General features: G+C 32.0%; 12 protein-coding genes. 6 read left to right on the top strand and 6 right to left on the bottom strand.

Going from position 1 to position 20731, the window contains the following annotated elements; all coding sequences use genetic code 11:
- The 3 genes from Q0873_RS02680 to Q0873_RS02670 all read right to left on the bottom strand — a co-directional run bounded on the left by Q0873_RS02680 (position 1) and on the right by Q0873_RS02670 (position 8474).
- The gene (locus Q0873_RS02680; RefSeq protein ID WP_299104230.1) at positions 1-1329 is read right to left on the bottom strand and encodes a hypothetical protein; all 1329 of its coding nucleotides are present in this window, start codon (positions 1327-1329) and stop codon (positions 1-3) included.
- 300 nt (positions 1330-1629) lie between these two features.
- Complete coding sequence (locus Q0873_RS02675) at positions 1630-3732, bottom strand: hypothetical protein (protein ID WP_299104229.1); 2103 nt, start codon at positions 3730-3732, stop codon at positions 1630-1632.
- Positions 3732-8474 carry a hypothetical protein gene (locus tag Q0873_RS02670; RefSeq protein ID WP_299104227.1) on the bottom strand — a complete coding sequence of 1581 codons (4743 nt, stop codon included), beginning with the start codon at positions 8472-8474 and terminating at the stop codon, positions 3732-3734. The genes Q0873_RS02675 and Q0873_RS02670 overlap by 1 nt, the downstream gene beginning before the upstream one ends.
- A gap of 152 nt (positions 8475-8626) precedes the next feature.
- On the opposite strand from Q0873_RS02670, the gene Q0873_RS02665 reads away from it, so the two are divergent.
- The 3 genes from Q0873_RS02665 (at position 8627) to Q0873_RS02655 (ending at position 13960) form a co-directional block, all read left to right on the top strand.
- A complete protein-coding gene (locus tag Q0873_RS02665; RefSeq protein ID WP_299104226.1) occupies positions 8627-10399 on the top strand; it encodes a long-chain fatty acid--CoA ligase in 1773 nt (590 codons plus the stop codon).
- A gap of 72 nt (positions 10400-10471) precedes the next feature.
- Positions 10472-12244 (top strand): long-chain fatty acid--CoA ligase, encoded by a 1773-nt coding sequence (locus tag Q0873_RS02660; RefSeq protein ID WP_299104225.1) that lies wholly within the window; start codon positions 10472-10474, stop codon positions 12242-12244.
- A 45-nt stretch (positions 12245-12289) separates the two neighbouring features.
- Positions 12290-13960, top strand: a complete 1671-nt coding sequence (locus Q0873_RS02655) for a pseudouridine synthase (protein ID WP_299104224.1) — start codon at positions 12290-12292, stop codon at positions 13958-13960.
- 14 nt (positions 13961-13974) lie between these two features.
- Here Q0873_RS02655 and rlmF read toward each other — a convergent pair whose 3' ends face one another.
- The 3 genes from rlmF to Q0873_RS02640 are packed head-to-tail and all read right to left on the bottom strand — an operon-like array spanning position 13975 to position 17084.
- The gene (gene rlmF / locus Q0873_RS02650) at positions 13975-14829 is read right to left on the bottom strand and encodes a 23S rRNA (adenine(1618)-N(6))-methyltransferase RlmF (protein WP_299104223.1); all 855 of its coding nucleotides are present in this window, start codon (positions 14827-14829) and stop codon (positions 13975-13977) included.
- Positions 14829-16421, bottom strand: coding sequence for a bacillithiol biosynthesis cysteine-adding enzyme BshC (gene bshC / locus Q0873_RS02645; protein ID WP_299104222.1), 1593 nt, complete (start codon positions 16419-16421; stop codon positions 14829-14831). Before bshC ends, rlmF begins: the two co-directional genes overlap by 1 nt.
- Entirely contained in the window at positions 16422-17084 is a 663-nt protein-coding gene (locus Q0873_RS02640; RefSeq protein WP_299104221.1) for a class I SAM-dependent methyltransferase, read from the bottom strand.
- A 123-nt stretch (positions 17085-17207) separates the two neighbouring features.
- Here Q0873_RS02640 and Q0873_RS02635 point away from each other — a divergent pair, with 123 nt between their 5' ends.
- From Q0873_RS02635 to Q0873_RS02625, 3 genes are read left to right on the top strand one after another with little or no spacing between them, the layout of a single operon-like run.
- The gene (locus Q0873_RS02635) at positions 17208-19148 is read left to right on the top strand and encodes a BatA domain-containing protein (protein WP_299104220.1); all 1941 of its coding nucleotides are present in this window, start codon (positions 17208-17210) and stop codon (positions 19146-19148) included.
- Positions 19145-20401, top strand: coding sequence for a dihydroorotase (locus tag Q0873_RS02630; protein ID WP_299104219.1), 1257 nt, complete (start codon positions 19145-19147; stop codon positions 20399-20401). The genes Q0873_RS02635 and Q0873_RS02630 overlap by 4 nt, the downstream gene beginning before the upstream one ends.
- Positions 20402-20731 (top strand): hypothetical protein, encoded by a 330-nt coding sequence (locus tag Q0873_RS02625; RefSeq protein WP_299104218.1) that lies wholly within the window; start codon positions 20402-20404, stop codon positions 20729-20731.

Genomic DNA, 20731 nt, shown 5'->3' with positions numbered 1-20731 from the left:
TTATGGGTTTCTTGCAAAACAGTTTTTATTGTCTTGAACTTTAATTCTGTACTTATTCTTTTCTAAATTTTCAATAGTAGTATTGATGCCTACAAAATTTGTCCAATTTCTATAAACAGTTTCTACACCATCTTTAACTTTGTATATAATATATCTGTAACTTCTTCCTCTTTCTCCACCATTCACTTCCAATTCCATTCTTCCATTCCCAGCAGAAAAACAACTTGAATCATTTAACCATACTATCTCAAACTCAATATATTCTGCTGGATTAACCATAAAAGTATTGGATTCATTTAAAGTTGCCCAGCTAGGGTCAGTTCCCGAAATGTTTCCGTTTCCTACTAAGGTTTGAAGCTTTATATAATATTTATCTGGCGGTAAATTGGCTTGCCAAGTATAACTATAAGTATTATCTCCATTATCTTGTAATACTGTTGTATCTTCTTGAGAGTAAAAACTAAACCCATCAGGATGTGTATCGTCTTTTTTGTATAAAGAAACAATCAACTTTTCATTGTCATCTAAATCTCTATCTACTGTCATCATAAATCCTCCATCATTTGTGTAACTACATAGTGTAGAAGTCGCTACTGGAGGGTTTATCGCAAGATCAGGGGAACAACCTGTTAGCTGTATTGTAAAAATGCTACGGGAATACACTACCTCATCTATATAGGGTCTTGATATTTTAAATCTAAGTTGAAGATTTCCATCAAACTCTTCTCTCCAATCAACTCCAAAAATATCTAGTAAACTAACATTTAAAGGATATCGATTTTCATAGCTTGGAAGTTCCGACCATACATTTGATCGATCTAAATATTCCCAAGTTAAACTAGCTACATTATGATTAACACCATCAACATACTGAGGAAATAATTCTTCCTTTTCACACTTTCTGTCTGTTGGAATAGCCAATTGTGGCAATGAAATAGCATAAAACTTAACCGTTAAACAAGTAAAGCAGATAACAGGTTCTGTAATTTCAGTATTTAATAACATTTCTTCGTAATGTGCTAACCATTTTTCTTCCGAACATATATCTGTATAAGGATATTGTTCTCCTAAAATATTATCTCTTTCATACTTAATACTTCCGTTAACACTAATATTATGTATTTCTTTTGTAGGATCTGTATCTACAGGTGTTGTAGCATATTGCCAATCTGTATGGATTCTTATATTTCCTCTTTCTAAAACTCTTTGGCAGTTCCCATCAGTAGTATGGTCTCTTATCTCAAGACCTTTTGAAATCCAATATAACTCTGTTTGAGAAAAACAGCAATAGGCTAACAACAAAAATGGAATTAATATTTTCTTTTTCATAAGCTATAATTTTGCAAAACAACATTTACTATCTTGTAATTTAACTCGGTATTTATCTCTCTCTAAACTTTTAGTGATCAAATTAATCCCTGCAGTCCAGTTTGTGTAAATACCATGTCTGCTTTTTACATACGCAATACTATCAAGTTCATAATCCCTAGTTTTAATTGGACAATGACTATCTAAAGAGGTTTCATTTTCTGTACTTTTCAACAATACACATAGCTTAGATTGCGAAAAACCAGAAAAACATATTAATAAGAAAAATAAGAAGGGTATTTTTATTCTCATTCGCAACAATTAATATTTAACTTCTAATCTCATAATCTGCCCTAGACTTCCATCTACAAAGACCGGTCTTAAAATGTAGATATATACATTGTTTGGTTTTATATCTTCATCTACAATTCTTCTAATAGCTGGCGGTACATTTCTTAACAATGATAATTTACCTTCTTTTACTCCTTTATAAATCATTACCTCTGCAATAGCATCTTCTTGTACTACTTTCCAAAACAATTCTATAAAAGCGTTGGTTTTATCTACATAGGTATTAAAGTTCTTTATTCCTTTTAATAGCTCAGTTCTTGGTACCTCTATGGTAATAGATTTGGTATTTATTGAGCTTAAATTATCATCATCTACTGCTTTAATCAAGTATTCGTAATTTGTACCTCCTTCTACATTAGCGTCTTGCCAATCTGTATACTCAATATTTAAAGAATCTTTGGGTAAAGAAGTAATCAAATTCCATTGTATACTATCTCTTACACGTCTGTAAACTTCATGCTTAGCTACATCATCACTTTGGCTATTAGCCCAAGTCAAATATACTTTCTCCTTCTTTACTTTAAAAGAAGTAATAGAAGGTGGTTCTGGTGGTATAAAATCTGGTTTTTTCAACGTTAAAATTTCTGAATAGTCAGACATATTAAATCGTTGATCTACTGCTACAACTTTATAATATATTTTTTCATTTAAATTTTTAACCGGAATACTATCATAGAAAGTTGTTGCTTTATGTGGATTTACCGTTAGTTGGCTATATTCCTCTTCTTTAAAATTCCCTCTAAAAACTCGATATCCTAACATATCTGACTCTGTATTAGGTGTCCATTTTAAAGTAACTACTCCCAAACTATCCACCTTTCCTTCTAAACCAATTGGTTTAACTGGTGGAACAGAATCAATAGGTTGTACTAATACTGGATACGATATTCTATTACTTCCGTTTTTTCCTAATGCAGTAATCGTAAAATAATTAGAAGGATCTAAGCCATCATATTGTATTTTTCTTGTATTAGGTGAGATATTTTTAACTACGGTTTTATAAATACCGTTCGCTTTATTACTTTTATTTAGTTCAAACCCTTTAATAAGTTCAACTCCTTCATCCATAAAGTCCCATTTCAAAATCACACTTTTATTTTCATTTATGATTTTTTTTGATGAGATTTTTGGTACATAGGCTAATACTTTTAATCCTTTTCCTGAGATGGCTTCTGAAGCTGGACCTATCTCTCCAAAAGGAGTTCTACCTTTTACTCTATAATAGTATGTTTTGTTATTTGATATAGAATCTGTGTAAAAGATTCTTTTAGTATCTACTCTTCCTCCACTATTTAAGGTTGTATACGGTAATTTATTCAATCTCGTAAAACTGCTACCATCTTCAGAACGTTCTATAAAATAGCTGTTATACTCTTTGCTATGAATAGCATAATTCCAGTTTAACATTACCTTACCATCATCGAATATTGCTCCTAAATCTAAGGGTTTTGGTAACTCTTGATAATCCTGAAGTCCTGTAAAGACACCTCCATCTTTAATTTTCATTTCGTTCTCAGGAACCATTGAATACACTTTGTATACGTATTTTTCTGAATACTTTACTTCATAATCTACAAAGCCTAAACCTGCTAGTTTTGCTACTTCATAATCCTGATCAGCAACATATAATCCCCAAGTAAAACGTTGTTCTTGTTCTTGAGACATGTTTATAATTCCTTGTAATGTTCCGACTCCTTGAACATCAAAATTATCTCCAAAAATAGCCTGTGCCATTACAGCCGCATTATTATTCTTCTGAACGATATCCATCCATTTTTCAGCCGCTGCAGGTCTAAAGACTCCCAAATCCTTTTCTACAGGTTTTGATAAAGTTTGACCGCTTATACTAATGGTATACCTTTTTACTTTATACCCGTATTTATTTAGTTTTCTAAATGCTATTGGAGTGTCTGGTGCCCAACGTAACAATATTTTATTATTCTGTTGCACTCTAGACAATACTCTAATTTCAGCAACTTTCTTTGCATTTTGAGACAATAACCCTTGCGTTGTAAAAACAATCGCAAAGAACATAACAAATCTGTACATCATATTTCTTTCAACTACCAACATTAAAACGGATTTTTATATTTAAAGGTCGTACTTGATCCTAATTTATTTCCAGGCATTACATATTGCATTTTTACCTTATACTTTCCTGATCTTATTGCAGGGAATACACCATTTATGATATAATCATACTTTACAATTTCAGTACTATATTTTGTAGGATCTCCCAGATATTTATTTACTACTTTATATTGAATATCTATAAAGTCTTTCTTATAGTAATATGGTAAATGATATCTAAATGGAATTCTAATATCTAATAACGAATACGTAGGTCTTTGTTTTAAATATGGTACATACCATGTTAAAATATCTACTCCTTTTCTTGGTGGTAAACCTAATAATTCTGTATCTCTATTAACAGTAAATTCAGGTTCTAATGGATAGTTCTTATAAATTAACTGATAAATCCTGTTTTTATAATAAGAATCATCTAAAGTTGCCTCTACAACAACCATTGGTTTGTACCCTGAATATTCTCCTCCTTCTAACTCTAAAGCATCGAGTCTCTCAGATTTTTCTACATCGGTTTGAATTGCATGAACATCTGAATAAATTGGTTCTAAGAAATGCTGAACAACATCTTTATCATCAATTTTATCAGCAAAAGTGTTGTATTTACTAGTCGTAAAACTATACTTTAATACAATTGTTTCTGCATCATTATTAACAACATTTTGCACATTCTTATTTTTCACTTGAACAGTGTTTCCTTCTTGACCAGTTTCTACATCTGTATAGGTTACTGAATTATCAGCACTTTCTTGTCCTGGAGGAAAACTAACAATATTTAGTTCATATTTCTTCTCTTTAATTAATTCACTAAACTTAAAATTAACTTGTCTTGCTCCTTTGTCATAAGAAACCGTATTAGAAACAACATGTCCTTCTTCATTAAGGTATCTTACTTTCTGAGTCCATTCAGAATCTGGAGAAAATAAATACGGTTGTCCTCTTTTCAATTTAACATATCCAGTTGTGGTTTCTTTTTGATAAAAATAAGTTTGATCTAATACAGGATATGAATAGGTAATATTTTTAACAGGTATATAATCTGGCGCTTCTCCTGTAGTAAATGTTCTTTCTTCAATTTCCTTCGCTCTTTTTCCTTTATGCATGATATCAACCCATGTTCCAGATTTTAACTCTTGAAAGGTCACAGCAACTTTAACATTGATCGTTGAATTAGGTGGTAACACATCTAAAGAAACAAAATTCGCAATATCATTTTGTTCATTCCATTCTAATTCTCCCTCAATTGTATTTCCTTCTTTAACCACCGTATATTCATCTAACAAAATTCTATAGGTTTTTACACCTTCATCATCTTCCAATTCAAATGGTTCGTTTATCCTCATATTAAATGCCGCTTGCGGTGTAGTAAAGACATCTATATTGGCAGCATCATTATCGGGTGTAACTCCTGAGATTATCTTAAGACCTCCTAATGGAGCTCCATTAATAATCTCACATTCATCCCCTAATTCTATCTTAAACCTAAAACGTCCTCTTATTAAACCTCCTAACACACTAAAATGTCCTCCTACATATCCTCTAAACCAAGCCGGATTAGGTAATTTAGCTTGAAGTAAAACCGCAGCTCCAGCTTTAATAATTGGAATTTTTTTCTTTACAAACCATAAGTTGATCTTAATACCTAGCTCTCCTTCTAAATAAGCGTACGCTTGTCCGTTTGCATACCATCCATCAATTCCTATTTGACCACTTCCTTTACAAGCTGTTTCCCCATAGTCCTTTACCATGATGTCAAACCCAAGTCCAGCTCTAAATCGTGCATAAAATATTAGGAAATTCATTTCTCCTGTATCTACGCTCAAATCCATTCCAATAGCAAAACCTCTACCTGTTCCCAGTGCGTTTAAATCACGCATATAGTCTAAACTATCCATGCTTACTCCTAAAATATCGGCTACTGCTTGCGGTGGTGGTGGACTTCCTGGTATTTCATCTCCAATCATTAAATAAGTTGTAGCTTTAATACTAAATCCTCCAATTCCTACTCGTAGTCCTATACGATCTTTTGGAGTTCCCATATGCAAGTACCAGCCATCAGGTCCTGTATGGAAAACAGCCCAACCAGCTCTTCCTCTTGGTCCTACACCGCTAAAGAAATTCCCTGGTGTATTAACATATACCTCCATTTCACTATGAAAGGTACTATTTACAAAGTCCATTTCCATAGAAAAGTGAGCGTCTATTCCTGCATCAAAAGTAAGTCCATCTTGAGGGAATGCTACCTTACTATATTCTACTAAATTCTCTTCTTTTAATGCTTGAATTGTCTTATTATTCTCTCCGAAACTATTAATCTTCTCCTGCATGCCCGTAAGTTTTTTCTTAAACTTTTCTCCGAACTTAAAATCAATAGTTTTCATGATGTGCGCCTCTCCGAAAAACAAAATTCTATTCATTCCTCCATGCGCGTTAAACGCCATTTCAAAACCAATTTTTCCATTAAAGGCTCTTGCATTTCCTAATTCAAAACCTATCATAGCTCTAAACCCTAAACCTGAATCAGCATCTGGCACATAATCCATTCCCGATGGAGGACCAGGTGTTTTTACATGAATCGGATTACCATCTTTATCTACTTGTCCTTGATAAACTAATTTTGGTGGATTTGATTTCTTTGTCATGTGATAATATGCTCCTCCTCCAAAGCCATTTATCGAAACAGGACCAATTGTAGGTTTTGTACGCATACTCGACATATCAACGTATGCATCTACGTACCAATAGCGTACATCAGTTTTCCCGAACCAAGCCGTAGCTTTTACGTTTATATCATTAAAATCGGCTTCCAATTCTCCATAGAATCCATTTCCATATACAGGATCGTTGTCTTTAATCTCAGCAAATCCTTTAAACTTAACTTTTCCAAGATTTGCTTCTACATCTATTTTGTATACCTTTATTTGATGTAGCTTCCAAGTGTGCAGTTCTTCTTTATTCTCGAATTTACCAACTATTTCTAGTTTCGTTGCTCCTCGAAATCCTTTCTTCATCATATTTACATCTAAATCAAAAGCTAAAGAAGCTTTATTGTTATTAGAAGTAACCTTTAAATCTGAAATAGTTGCTGGAAAATATAATAAATCTACAGGACCTTTATACCCCATATAGTCCACAGAAAAATAAGGTACTTCAGTTTGTAATTGTAGATTCTGAAAGGTAATTCCTTTAAAATTCACTAATTCTGCACTTCCACCATTTCCTCCTTTGATGGTAAGACTCCCATATAAATTTGCACGGGGTCTAAACTTACCTTCTTTAACTCTTAAAGTTATCGTTGAATTAGATTTTAAATGTGCTTTTGCAACAAAAACTGGAAAATCCAACCCTTCTTCAGCAAAAGGTTCCAAAGTCAAACTATAATCTTCATTACCTACATCAATTATAGCTGTATATTTTATAGCTTTTCTTATTCCTTTTACAGATGACTCTGTTTGATTAATAACATCTTCTTTTGTTACCTCTGCTGTAGGTAAAGCGACATGTCCGCCAAAACCTGCTCCTGTAAGTTTTCCTGCTGTAAAAGATGCATGCAAATCCGTTACAGATATTCCCCAACCTGAAGCGATTCCTTCTTCAATAGAAAAAAGCTCTTCTATCGAAAATTGTCCTGTAAGGCCCTCCCCATCTATGAGTAAGTTTTCTGCAGAAATTTTCAGTCGATTATTCTCTGACCTTTTCATAAACTCAGGAGGTAAAACAACTTTTACTTTTTTAGCATAAACTCCCCTCCAAAGCTCTTCATTTCCAGGAATTAGATATTTTTCTTTATAATTTAGAGGAAATTGAACGCTTTCAGAATTTCTAAAATCACTAAAGTCAAAAACAGCTTTTTCCACTTCAAAGGCAATACCTAACTTACCTTTTTCAGTGTCTATCAAACTATTTGTTATTTGAAAAGGACGATCAAAATTAACTTCTGCCAAAATGTTATTCCAATCATTTACTTTTACTTCAAACGATCCTTTTACTTTCGTTTTCTTAGTTCGATCATCAGGAATTAACTTATAATTTGAATCTAAAGGTTCTATTAAATTTCTTGAAAAGATAACATCTGCTGCGACTCCTATTTCCTTTACCCCACTACAATCAATAGTGACATAGGTTTTATTCGCTACCTTCCCGGTTTTCATATTAAAACCTCCCTTTAACTCCAATAATGTTTTACTTCCTTGAATAGGAATTGGAACATCACCAAATAAAGAAATATTAGCATCACCATAAATACCTCCAGTATGTGATATCTTAACATTGTTTGCTCCAAAAAATAATTCTAGCTGCTTACCATTCGATCCTGATTGTGGAAGAATTATTTTAGCAAAAAGTGTTACCTCTGTATATTCTGGATAAAATTTAGCTTCACTAACTCCAAGTATTGTCGTTAAATTACCCCATTTCTTCTTTACACCAACAGGCAAGCTAATCATATCATCAGCTCCCAACAAAGCCGTATAACTTCCTTTTTCTTCAATAGCATTAAAAACATTTACCATTTTTGCTTTTAAGCTATCAATTTGAGGTGTTGGTTTATAATTTTCTTGAAGATACCTCTGCGTAAATTCCCCTTTATCTTGATAACCAAAATTAAAAACTTTAGAAACGTTTTCTTTGGTAGATAGAGAGTCTGCCGGTAAATTATTTGAAAGAGAATTGGCTTTTACACCATATATATAGATAAATAATGTAAAAAAGAAGAGTATCTTTTTTTTCATAGACTAAGGGGTTTTTAACATTATGCACAGCGGATGCAAAAATAAAATAATTTCTTGTTTTTCAAAGAAATAAATTAGATATATAGGTCAAGAAAACGTACAAGTTAGGTTTTATTGAAATCTTTTTATTAGCTTTAGCAAAACCTTTTTCTATGTTGAACTCCGCAAAGATTACACGCTTATTTGACTTCCCTTATTACCAACTAGATAAGTACCCACAACCACATTGCTTGGTACATAAAACAGACGAAAAATGGGTAAGTACTTCTACTGAAGAGTACATCGAAGAGATCAATAAGGTAAGTAGTTCTTTGTTAAAACTAGGCATTAAAAAAGGTGATAAAATAGCCGTAATTGTTTCGCAAAACTCTCCTAGATGGCATATGCTAGATATTGGTATTTTACAAATAGGAGCTATTAACGTTCCTTTATATCCTACTTTTTCAGAAAAAGATTATGCCTATATCTTAAATCATTCAGATAGTGTTTTTTGTTTTGTTTCTGATGATGAACTTTATCAAAAAGTAACTAAAGTAAAAGATCAAACCCAACTTCAAAAAGTATTTTCCTTTGAAAACTTAGATACAGCATATGATTGGGATTTTTTTGTAAATATTGGCATTCAAACTGATTTCTCTTCAGAAATAAACTCTTTAAAAAACTCTATTCAATCAGAAGATTTAGCCACCATTATCTACACTTCAGGAACTACCGGAACTCCCAAAGGGGTTATGCTAAGCCATAAAAACATTGTAGATAATATTTTTGCAGTTTCAAAACGAATCGATTTACATGACAACAAAAAAAGAGTAATCAGCTATTTACCCATTTGTCATATTTTCGAAAGAGCCTCAGCCTATTATTGTCAAGGAATGGGATTTGAAATTCATTTTGCTGAAAGCATTGATAAAATTGGAGATAATTTAAAAGAAATACAGCCTCACTATATGGCCGTGGTGCCTCGACTCTTAGAAAAGGTTTTTGATAAAATCGTAGACAAAGGAAGTAACTTATCTGGTATTAAAAAGTCATTATTTTACTGGTCTTTAAACCTTGGAGAGAGATACAAACCTTATAAAGAAAATGGCTGGTGGTATGAGTTTCAATTGGGAATTGCAAGAAAGTTGGTTTTTAAAAAATGGCGAGAAGCTTTAGGAAATCATTTACATTTTATGGTAGCTGGTAGTGCTCCAACACAAGCGCGTTTAATAAAAGTTTTTACTGCAGCTGGAATTCCAATTTTAGAAGGATATGGTATGACAGAAACTTCACCTGCAGTATCTGTTTCAGATATGCGTAATAACGGATTTAAAATCGGAACTGTCGGTAGAATCATAGAAGGTGTGGATGTAAAAATTGCTGAAGACGGAGAAATACTTGTAAAAGGCTCACTGGTAATGCAGGGGTATTATAAGAATGAAGCACTTACACAACAAACCATTCAAAACGGATATTTACATACAGGAGATATCGGAACTATTGATGATGATGGATTTCTAAAGATTACCGATCGTAAAAAGGAAATTTTTAAAACTTCTGGAGGTAAATACATAGCTCCGGCGGTATTAGAAAGTGAATTAAAAAAATCACGTTTTATAGAACAAGTTATGGTTATTGGAGAAGGACAAAAAATGCCTGCCGCATTGATCCAAATTGCTCCAGATTTTGTTAAAGAATGGGCGAATCGTCATAATCATACTATTGAAAACATTTCTACCGATGAGAATCTTATTGCTAGAATTCAAAAAGAAGTAGACTATTACAATAGAAAATTTGGTAAATGGGAGCAAATTAAGCGTTTCGAAATCACACCTGATGTTTGGACTATCGAAGATGGTCATCTTACCCCAACATTAAAAATGAAACGTAAAATTATTTTAGAAAAATACCAGAATCTACATAAAAAAATATACAATCCGCAATAAATCAGGCAATAAGATAAATCTTGTACAATCGACGTATTTTTCATACTTTGCAGAGCCCAAAATTTTGAATTTATGTCGATTGAAATTACGCGTCTTTTTGACTTTCCTTATTATCAACTAGAAAAATATAATTTAGAAAAATCTTTATCAACCAAATATGGTAATGATTGGATTTCTTTATCTACTAAAGAATACATTGATCAAGCCAATACTTTAAGTAGAGCTTTGATAAGATTAGGAGTACAAGCAAATGATAAAATAGCGGTTATTTCAACGAATAATAGAACAGAATGGAATGTTTGCGATATCGGTATCTTACAAGTAGGTGCTCAAAACGTTCCTATCTATCCTACCATTTCAAAAGAAGACTATCAGTATGTTTTAAATCATTCTGAAGCTACTTATTGTTTTGTTTCGGATACAACAATTCTTGAAAAGTTAAATCAAATTAAAGATCAAACACAACTTAAAGCTGTATATACCTTTGATGAAATTGATGGCGAGAATAACTGGAAAGAATTATTAGAGCAAGGTAAAGACGAAAGTAATCAGCCTGAAGTAGAAGAAAGAAAAAACAATGTAAAACCAAATGATTTAGCAACTTTAATATATACTTCTGGAACTACTGGAAGACCAAAAGGAGTTATGTTATCTCATAATAACATTGTAGCAAATGTGTTGAGTAGTGAAAAAAGAGTTCCTCTTACCTATGGTAACGAAAAAGGGTTAAGCTTTTTACCTGTATGTCACATTTTTGAGCGTATGATCTTATATCTATATCAATATTGTGGTGTTTCTATTTATTTTGCTGAATCTATTGAAAAATTAAGCGAAAATGCGCAGGAAATTAAGCCAAACGTAATGACTGCTGTTCCTCGATTGTATGAAAAGATTTACGACAAAATTTATGCAAAGGGAGCTGAATTAACAGGAATTAAAAAGAAGTTATTCTTCTGGGCAATTGAATTAGGTTTACAATACAAACCTTATGGTGCTAATGGATGGATGTATGAGCGTAAATTAAGAATAGCTCGTAAATTAATCTTTTCTAAGTGGCAAGCAGCACTTGGTGGTGAATTGAAATTAATGGTTTCGGGATCTGCAGCGTTACAATCTCGTTTAACTAGAGTTTTTGCCGCAGCCGGAATGCCTGTTATGGAAGGATATGGTTTAACAGAAACTTCTCCGGTAATTTCTGTAAATGATGTAAGAAATGGAGGATTTAGAGTGGGTACCGTTGGAAGAATTATAGATGGCGTAGAAATAAAACTTGCAGAGACAGGAGAAATCCTAGTAAAAGGGCCTAATATAATGCAAGGGTATTATAAAGACCCTGAAAAAACAGCAGAAGTTCTAAAAGATGGATATTTCCATACGGGTGATAAAGGAGAAATTAGCGAAGATGGTTTCTTAAAAATTACCGGACGTACTAAAGAAATGTTTAAAACCTCAGGTGGTAAATATGTAGTACCTCCATTATTAGAAGGAGAATTAAAACAATCTCGCTTTATCGAGCAAATTATGGTAGTAGGTGAAGGAGAAAAAATGCCAGCTGCATTAATTCAACCTAACTTCGAATTTGTTAGAGAATGGGCGGAAAGACATCAACTTGAATTAGGAGATAATGCTTCTATAGTAGCCAATGCAAAAGTAATTGAGCGTATTCAAGAAGAAGTAGATGCTTGTAATAAAAAGTTTGGTAAATGGGAGCAAATCAAGCGTTTTGAACTTACTCCAGACGAATGGTCAATTGATGGTGGCCATTTAACACCAACCATGAAAATGAAACGTAAAATTATAAAAGATATTTATAAAGATTTATACGATAAAATTTATAATTGTTAATATATAAAAAGTGTTGCTTAGGCAACACTTTTTCTTTCTCTAGACATGTCTAAATTACACTATTTCTCTTCTGATATTTCAAACCGTGAACTACCAAAGCAGTTTACTTTTCCTTTTAATTATACACCTCATCCCTTGGCTATAATTGCCAGTGAGAAGCTACAGTGTTATTTAAAAACCCAAAAGGACTTCAATCATGATTTTGGAATTGACGATCCAGATTCTCAGAATGCCTTAGGTAAAATGTTTGGAGTTTTAGTTGTTAAAGATCCTAATGGTAAATTAGGGTATATAGCTGCTTTCTCAGGAAAATTGGCAGAAAGCACGCAGCATTCATTTTTTGTACCTCCTATTTATGACATACTTGTAAAAGATGGCTTTTACCGTACTACGGAAAATGAACTAAATAATATCAATAAAGAGATAGAAAGCATTGAAAATAATAATAAATTCCTCACTATTCAAAAGCATTTCGAGCAACAATACCAAAAACACACTCAACTTTTAACTACTGAAAAACAACACATAAAAGCTAGACAGAAAGCCAGAAAACAAGCTTATAAAACATTGCAAGAAAACTTATCAAAGAGTGAAGTAATAAATTATCAGAACAAGCTCAATCAGCTTAAAATTAATGAAAATTTTTATTTAAGAGAGTATGAAGTTTATTTGAACGATAAATTGTCTACCTTAAAAACTGAATTGGATTCTTTTAAATCTCGACTGGAATTTCTTAAAAAAGAACGTGCGCAAAAATCAGCTTGGGTACAACAAGAAATCTTTAAACATTATTCTTTTTTAAATACATCACTTGGAGAAAAAAACCTTCTTGATATTTTTTCTAACACCAAACAAAACATCCCAGCTGGCGCAGGTGATTGTTGCGCTCCTAAGTTGTTACAATATGCTTTTCTAAACAAACTCACTCCCATTTGTATGGCTGAGTTTTGGTGGGGAAAGCCCTTAGTTACCTCTATAAGAAAACATGGTTATTTTTACCCCGCATGTGTAGGAAAATGCAAACCTATCCTAAGTCATATGCTCGAAGGATTGGATATTGAAGAAAACCCTATTTATGATGAGTTAAAAGCGGCAAAAGAGATTGAAGTTATATATGAAGATGATACTTTAGCTGTCATTAATAAACCTGCTGATTTACTTTCAGTCTCAGGGACGGAGATTGAAGATTCTGTATACACTCGTATGAGAAAAAGATTTCCAAATGCCACTGGACCACTTATTGTACATCGTTTGGATATGTCTACTTCTGGAGTTCTAGTAATTGTCAAGACAAAAGAAGCACATCATTTCTTACAAGATCAGTTTAAAGATAAAACCATTCAAAAACGCTATGTAGCTTTATTAGACGGACTTCTACCTGAAAAAACTGGAGAAATTTCTCTCCCTTTAAAAGTAGATTTTCATCATAGACCCAAACAAATGGTATGCTTTGATAAAGGAAAAAAGGCATTGACTAAATGGGAAACTATAGACGTTATTAATGGTAAAACCAAAGTCCATTTTTATCCAATTACTGGTAGAACTCATCAATTACGAATGCATGCTGCCCATCATTTAGGATTAAACACTCCTATTGTGGGTGATGATTTATATGGAAAAAAGACTAATAGACTTCATTTACATGCCGAGTATATTGCTTTTATACATCCAAAAACAAAACAACAAATTGAATTTACAGTGAAAAGTGAGTTTTAAAAACAAAAAATCTCTTAAAACCTCCAACAAACAATACGAGTAACTTTATTTCCTTGACTCATAGGAATTACCTTAAATTCTTTTACTCCTAACTTTTTACCAGAGCTTTGTAAACTTTCTACATTTTCCTTTTTAGAAACCAAGCTCGTAAACCAAGTACTTGCTTTAGGCAACAGTGAACTTTCGTATAAATAGGTATGTAAAAAGGCTTTTTCTCCTCCTACATACCACAATTCATTCGAATTTCCTGCAAAATTACGTACTGCGTTATTTCCTAAATTTCGAGATTTTCTTCTATTCGCTCCCCTCGCCTCTTCAGCTGATTTATAAAATGGTGGATTACACATGGTAACTGCAAACGAATCTTCTTCGCGTACAATTCCTTTTAGAATATGATTTTCATCCTTTTGATATCTCAGCTCTATCTTCTTAGATAAATCATTCTTGTCAATTATCTTTTGAGCATTTGCAAGAGATTTCGAATCTATATCAGAAGCAACAAAAGCCCATTGATATACCGCATTCCCCAACAACGGGTAAATACAGGTTGCTCCAGTACCAACATCTAGTACTTTTACCTGTTGTTCTCCTTTAACTAAATCAGCTATATGATGAATATAATCTACTCTTCCTGGTATAGGCGGACATAAGTTCTCATCAGAAAATTGCCAATATTCAATTCCGTAGTAAGCAAATAGTAAAGCTCTATTAAACTCCTTTACCGCAACTGGATTTGAAAAATCAATAGTAGCTTTTCCATATTTCTCAACAACATATCTTTCTAGCTTTGGGTATTTACTTATTAATACATCAAAATCATATCCCTTGTTATGTATGTTTTGAGAATGTAAACTCTTTTGCTTGCTCATTAAAGTGTTAGTATTGTAAATTCTAACTGCAAAGGTTGTAAATTATCTTTTAATACCGATATAAAATTAGCTCCGTACTCTAAATAATATTCAGAAAAGTTTCGCTGACGTTCTTCTAAGCTTTGATTCGGTAACAACTCATTTTGCAATTCCGTAATTCTAGTAACCAAATCTTGCTGCTTACGTTTTTCTGCTCTTAACAAACGTTTTTCTAAATTATCTAATCCCTTTAATTGCTTTTTTTCTTGAGCATTTACAGCTCCCACAAAGGAAACATCTGTTTGCGCAGCAACTTTACGTAGGTTATCAAACTGATCTTGTAAAAACTTCTTTTGATTTGTAAAATCAACCGTAACCTCAGCATTCTCCAGTACTTTTTTAGCTAACAAATCATTCTGCTTTAAGAACAGTTCTTGAGTAGATACATTTAACTTCTCTAGTTTTTTAGCCTGTTTTTCTGAAACTACTTGTACCGAGTTTCTTAATAATAGTATTGGAAATGGTATTTCAACTGTATTAAAATAATCTTGTAGTTCTAACCAGTATGCCATTTCACCTCCTCCTCCGATATAACAAAGGTTTGGCAAAATAACTTCTTGATATAACGGACGCATTATTACATTGGGTGAAAAGCGTTCTGAAGCACTTTCTACTTCTTCAAACAACGCTTCTTGAGTCCATTGTATATCCGTATTATTTACTTTATATACTCCATTTTCAAAAACAATGCGCTCTCTTAAAGTATCTGTTAAATAAAATAAGTTTATTTCTCTTGGATTTACTTGAACTTTATACTCCTTACCAAACTCTTCAATTGTTTTAGATACCTTTTTAAAAGAAATTTGTTCTTCTAATTCTCTTTTTACATACGGAATAAATTGATTCTTTAAGGTTCTATCATCCGCCTCGACCACAACTAATCCGTAAGTTCCAAATAACTCATTAGCAATAAAACGTGTAGCATCTGCTAAATTTGTGTGATCTACATATGCTTTTGAGAATAACTCTTTTAAATAGGTTGCATTTTTCGAAGTTCCAAGATGCTCAGCAAACACTTCTAAAACTTCTTTTAAACCTTCCGTAGAAAATCGTCCTACACCTCCTGTTTGCTCAGAATTCCATTGTACTTTTTTTCCTTTGAAATTAAAATAATTAATCTCGTCAAAGTCATGATCTTCTGTTGCCATCCAATAAATTGGCACAAAATTCTTTTCTGGAAATTGTGTTCTTAATTCCTCACATAGATTAATAACAGAAACAATTTTATATAAAAAATATAAAGGTCCTGTAAATAAATTTAATTGATGACCCGTGGTAATTGTAAAAGTATTTGAGGCTCTTATCAATTGAATATGCTCTCTTGTCAATTCAGATGCATTTACATCTTTATATTGTTTTTCTAAAGTAGAAACTAACGCCTCGCGCGTTTTTTTCTTAAAAGAACTCTCTTTAGCATTTATTTGCTTTTTAAACCCTTCTATAGAAGGAAACTCATTGTAAAAAGCTGCTATTTTCGGTGACTGTTCTAAATAATCAACCATTGTTTTAGAGAAGAATCCTGTGTCTTTAAAAGGTAATTGTTTTACTCCCATCTATTTTCTCCTTTTAAATAATGAATATACATATGGTCTTTCTCCTCCATAAGGGTTTACAAAAGTGTGATTAAAGCTTTTCTCTAAAGAAAAGTTTGCTCCCAATTTTTCTTGTAACATCTCTGTATTGTATCTCTGTAAATTTAATCCACAGCACTTTTCAGCTCCATCTGTAGCAAAAACAGCTATAATTACATAACCTCCCACTTTTACAAGCTTCTTTAATAAATTAAAATAGGCTTGTTGCTCCTCTTCCTTTAAAAAGAAATGAAGTACAGCTCTATCATTCCAAACATCTACTTTATCTACGTCATTTAAGGCTGTTGGATTCACTAAATCATCTACAATAAAATCAACCTTACTTGCATCTTCCTTTAATCGTTCTTTTATATCATTCAGTGCTTTCTCAGATAAATCATTGGCTATTAATTGTAAATAACCTTCTTGAACTAATTCATCAATCAACAAAGAAGACCCCGCTCCAACATTTAAGATTCTTGCGTCTTTTTCAACCTTAGTTTCTTTTATTAATTCAATGGTTTCTTTTGAACTCTCTTCATACCATCCTAACTTTTCTGTAGTGTTTTTGGTATATGCTGCATTCCAGTGATCTTTATAGTTAATACTTTCTGGAATCGTACAATCATTCTCTTTTGTAGTCATAGTTCAAAAATAGTAAAATTTGATACTCTGTCGTAGTTATAACAATCTTCTAACAGATTTTTAACTAGTTTCATTTTTTTAATCGTCTTTTTATCTATTTTTACATCTAGTTAAAAAATAACTATGCAATTTAAACATCCTGAAATTTTATACTTCTTAGGGCTCTTAATTATACCTATATTAGTTCATTTATTTCAATTGCAACGCTTTGTAAAGGTTCCTTTTACGAATGTGGCTTTTCTTCAAAAATTAGTATTACAAACACGTAAAAGCTCTCAATTAAAAAAATGGCTCATCTTGGCAAGTCGATTGCTATTATTAACTGGATTGATTGTTGCTTTTGCGCAGCCTTATTTTAGCAATCATAGTATTCAAAAAAAGAAAGAGTTTTTGATTTATCTTGACAATTCATTAAGCCTAACAGCCAAAGGGTCTAAAGGTGATTTATTACCAATTGCTAGCCAAGATATTATTGAAAACCTAGATAAAGAAGCAAGTTATTCATTACTAACAAATGATAATTTTTATAAGAACATTTCGGCATCAAGGCTACGAGAATTATTGTTAACCACCAAAGCAACAGGAAGTGTTTCTAGTTTAAAAAATACGTTATTAAAAGTTAATGATTATAGTAGAAACAGTGGCAGTCAAAACATTATCATATCAGATTTTCAAAATGCCAACTTATCAGACTTTGACAATATCACTACAACTACTTCTCTTACACAATTAACTCCTGAATTAAGAACTAATCTTAGAATTGATAGTGTAGTTGTAAATACAGAAAATTCTTCGGCTTTTAAAATTGATGTTTTTGTTCACAATGAAGGAAATTCTAAAGAGAATATTCCGATAAGTATTTCAGGCAACAATACCTTGATCAACAAACAGACTTTTGCTATTGATGAAAATGTCACTAAAAAAGTATCTTTTCAAGTTCAAAAAACTGAAAAATTCTTAGGTCAAGTTACTTTGAATGCAAACGACACCTATTCATTTGACAATACATTTCGATTTGTAATCGATTCTTCCAATAAAACAAATGTTCTTGCCATTGGAACGAATACCGATTTTTTAAAGAGAATATACACTTCTTCAGAGTTCAACTTTGAGAGTTCATCTTTAAATTCTGTAAATTATAATACAATTGACAAACAACAGTTAATTATACTTAATGAGCTAAAAACAATACCCAATGGATTGTTAAATACTCTTGTCAAATTTTCTAATAACGGAGGAAATATTGTTATCATACCAAATTCAGAAATTGATTTAAGTTCTTATAACCAATTGCTAAAAAGTACTCAATTAGGAAGCATTACACAGCAGAAAAAAGATACTTTAAAAATCACTACGATTAATTATGAACACCCAATATTTAAAGGTGTTTTTGAAAAAAGAGTTCGTAATTTTCAATATCCAAATACTACAAGCTACTTCGAAACAACACTTTCAAATGCTTCTAATTTAATAACCTTTGAAAACAATAAAGGGTTTATACAGCAGGTTAGTTTACCGAATTCAAAAATATTTTGGGTAGCATCTCCTTTAAATTCAGAAGTTACCAACTTTACCAATTCTCCCTTAATAGTTCCTACTTTTTATAATATTGGATTGTTAAGTTTACAACACCCTAAACTATTCTATAGAATCGGGAAAGAAAATAGTATTGAAGTATCGAAACAAATAGGAAAAGACGAAATTTTATCTATTAACAATGGACAAACTTCGTTTATTCCATTGCAACAAGCTTTTCAAAATAAAGTAAAAATCATTACTAAAGAACAGCCTTTAGTAGCAGATTTCTACACGATAAACCATAATGACATTAGTATTAAAAACACTGCTTTTAATTATGTAAAAGAAGAAAGTAATTTGTCTTTTTTTAATATTAATCAATTATCAGAAACTAATAATCAGATTAAGGTTTCAACGTCATTATCGGATACCTTGAAAAAAATTAACAATAAAAGTAAAGTTCATTGGCTTTGGAAATGGTTTTTAGCTTTAGCCATTGTATCTTTGCTTTTAGAAATTTTGATTTTAAAATTCTTCAAATCATGACAACGCTGCTAAAATCGGCAACAATTATAGACGCTTCAAGTCCGTATCACAAACAACAAAAAGACATTTTAATTGAAAATGGTATTATTAAGAAAATTGACAATATCATTTCTCCAGAAGAAAATACTACAATTATCGAATTAGATAATTTACATGTTTCTACTGGGTGGTTTGACACCAGTGTTTCTTTTGGTGAACCAGGATATGAAGAAAGAGAAACCATAATCAATGGACTAAATGTAGCCGGTAAGAGTGGTTTTACTGCAGTAGCCATAAACCCGAACACATACCCTATTGTAGATAATAAATCTGCTGTTGAGTTTATCATTAACAAAGCACACAATGCAGTAACTAATATATACCCTATTGGTGCTTTAACGCAAAAAAGTGAAGGTATTGAAATGGCGGAACTTTATGATATGCAACAGTCTGGAGCAATTGCCTTTGGAGACTATAACAAGCCCATAAGTAATGATAACCTTTTGAAAGTGGCTTTGTTATATGCACAAAACTTTGAAGGATTAGTAATGAGTTTTCCTAAAAATAAGTCTATTGCAGGAGAAGGTATTGCCAATGAAGGCGTGAACGCTACTCGTTTAGGTTTAAAAGGAATTCCTGCACTTGCTGAAGAAATTCAATTGTCTCGTGATTTATTTTTACTAGAGTACACCGGAGGAAAATTGCATATTCCAACCATTTCAACTAAGAAATCAGTAGAATTAATTCGACAAGCTAAAGCCAAAGGTTTGGATGTTTCTTGTAGTGTTGCTGTTCATAACGTAGTATTAAATGATGAGGAGTTGTTTGGATTTGATGCAAACACAAAAGTTACACCTCCTTTAAGAACTAAAGAAGACACCGATGCTCTTTTGGCTGGAATTAAAGATGGTACAATAGATATAATTACCTCTGATCACAACCCTATTGATGTAGAATATAAAAAAGTAGAATTTGCCATTGCTAAAAACGGAACTATTGGTTTAGAAACTGCATTTACTGCTTTAAACACCATCTTAGATACAGAAACAATAGTCAAATGTTTAAGTGAAAACCCGAAAAATAGATTCGGATTGGAGTATAATTCAATACAAGAAGATCAAAAAGCTGAGTTATCACTTTTCACTCCTAATGGAGATTATACGTTCGAAGAAGCAAATGTTTTATCTACTTCTAAAAACAGTATTTTCTTTGGAAAACAATTAAAAGGAAAAGTATATGGTAGCATTAACAATAACCAAATAATTTTAGCTTAAATGAAAAATCTATCTGCTCAAGGTGGTAAAACATTAGCAATAGTTAGCTATATTACCGTTATTGGTTGGTTAATTGCCTTTTTTTTAAACAGAGATAAACAGAACTATTTTTCTAAATTTCATATTCGTCAAGCTCTTGGTGTACATTTACTATTAATTCTTAATAGCTATGTTCCAAGAATTCACATTCTATTTTTTGACATTAGAAGTATCATTACAACAATAGGAATAGTTCTATTAGTAATTGGAATTCTATATGCTTCAAAAGAAGAAGAAAAGCCCTTGCCTTTTGTTGGTGAATATTTTCAAGATTGGTTTAAATCAATATAA

Source organism: uncultured Tenacibaculum sp. (genome assembly GCF_947498805.1).
In the GTDB taxonomy this organism is placed as follows: Bacteria; Bacteroidota; Bacteroidia; order Flavobacteriales; family Flavobacteriaceae; genus Polaribacter.
The sequence above is the reverse complement of the archived record's forward strand: the minus strand, read 5'-3'. Positions and strand labels throughout refer to the sequence as shown.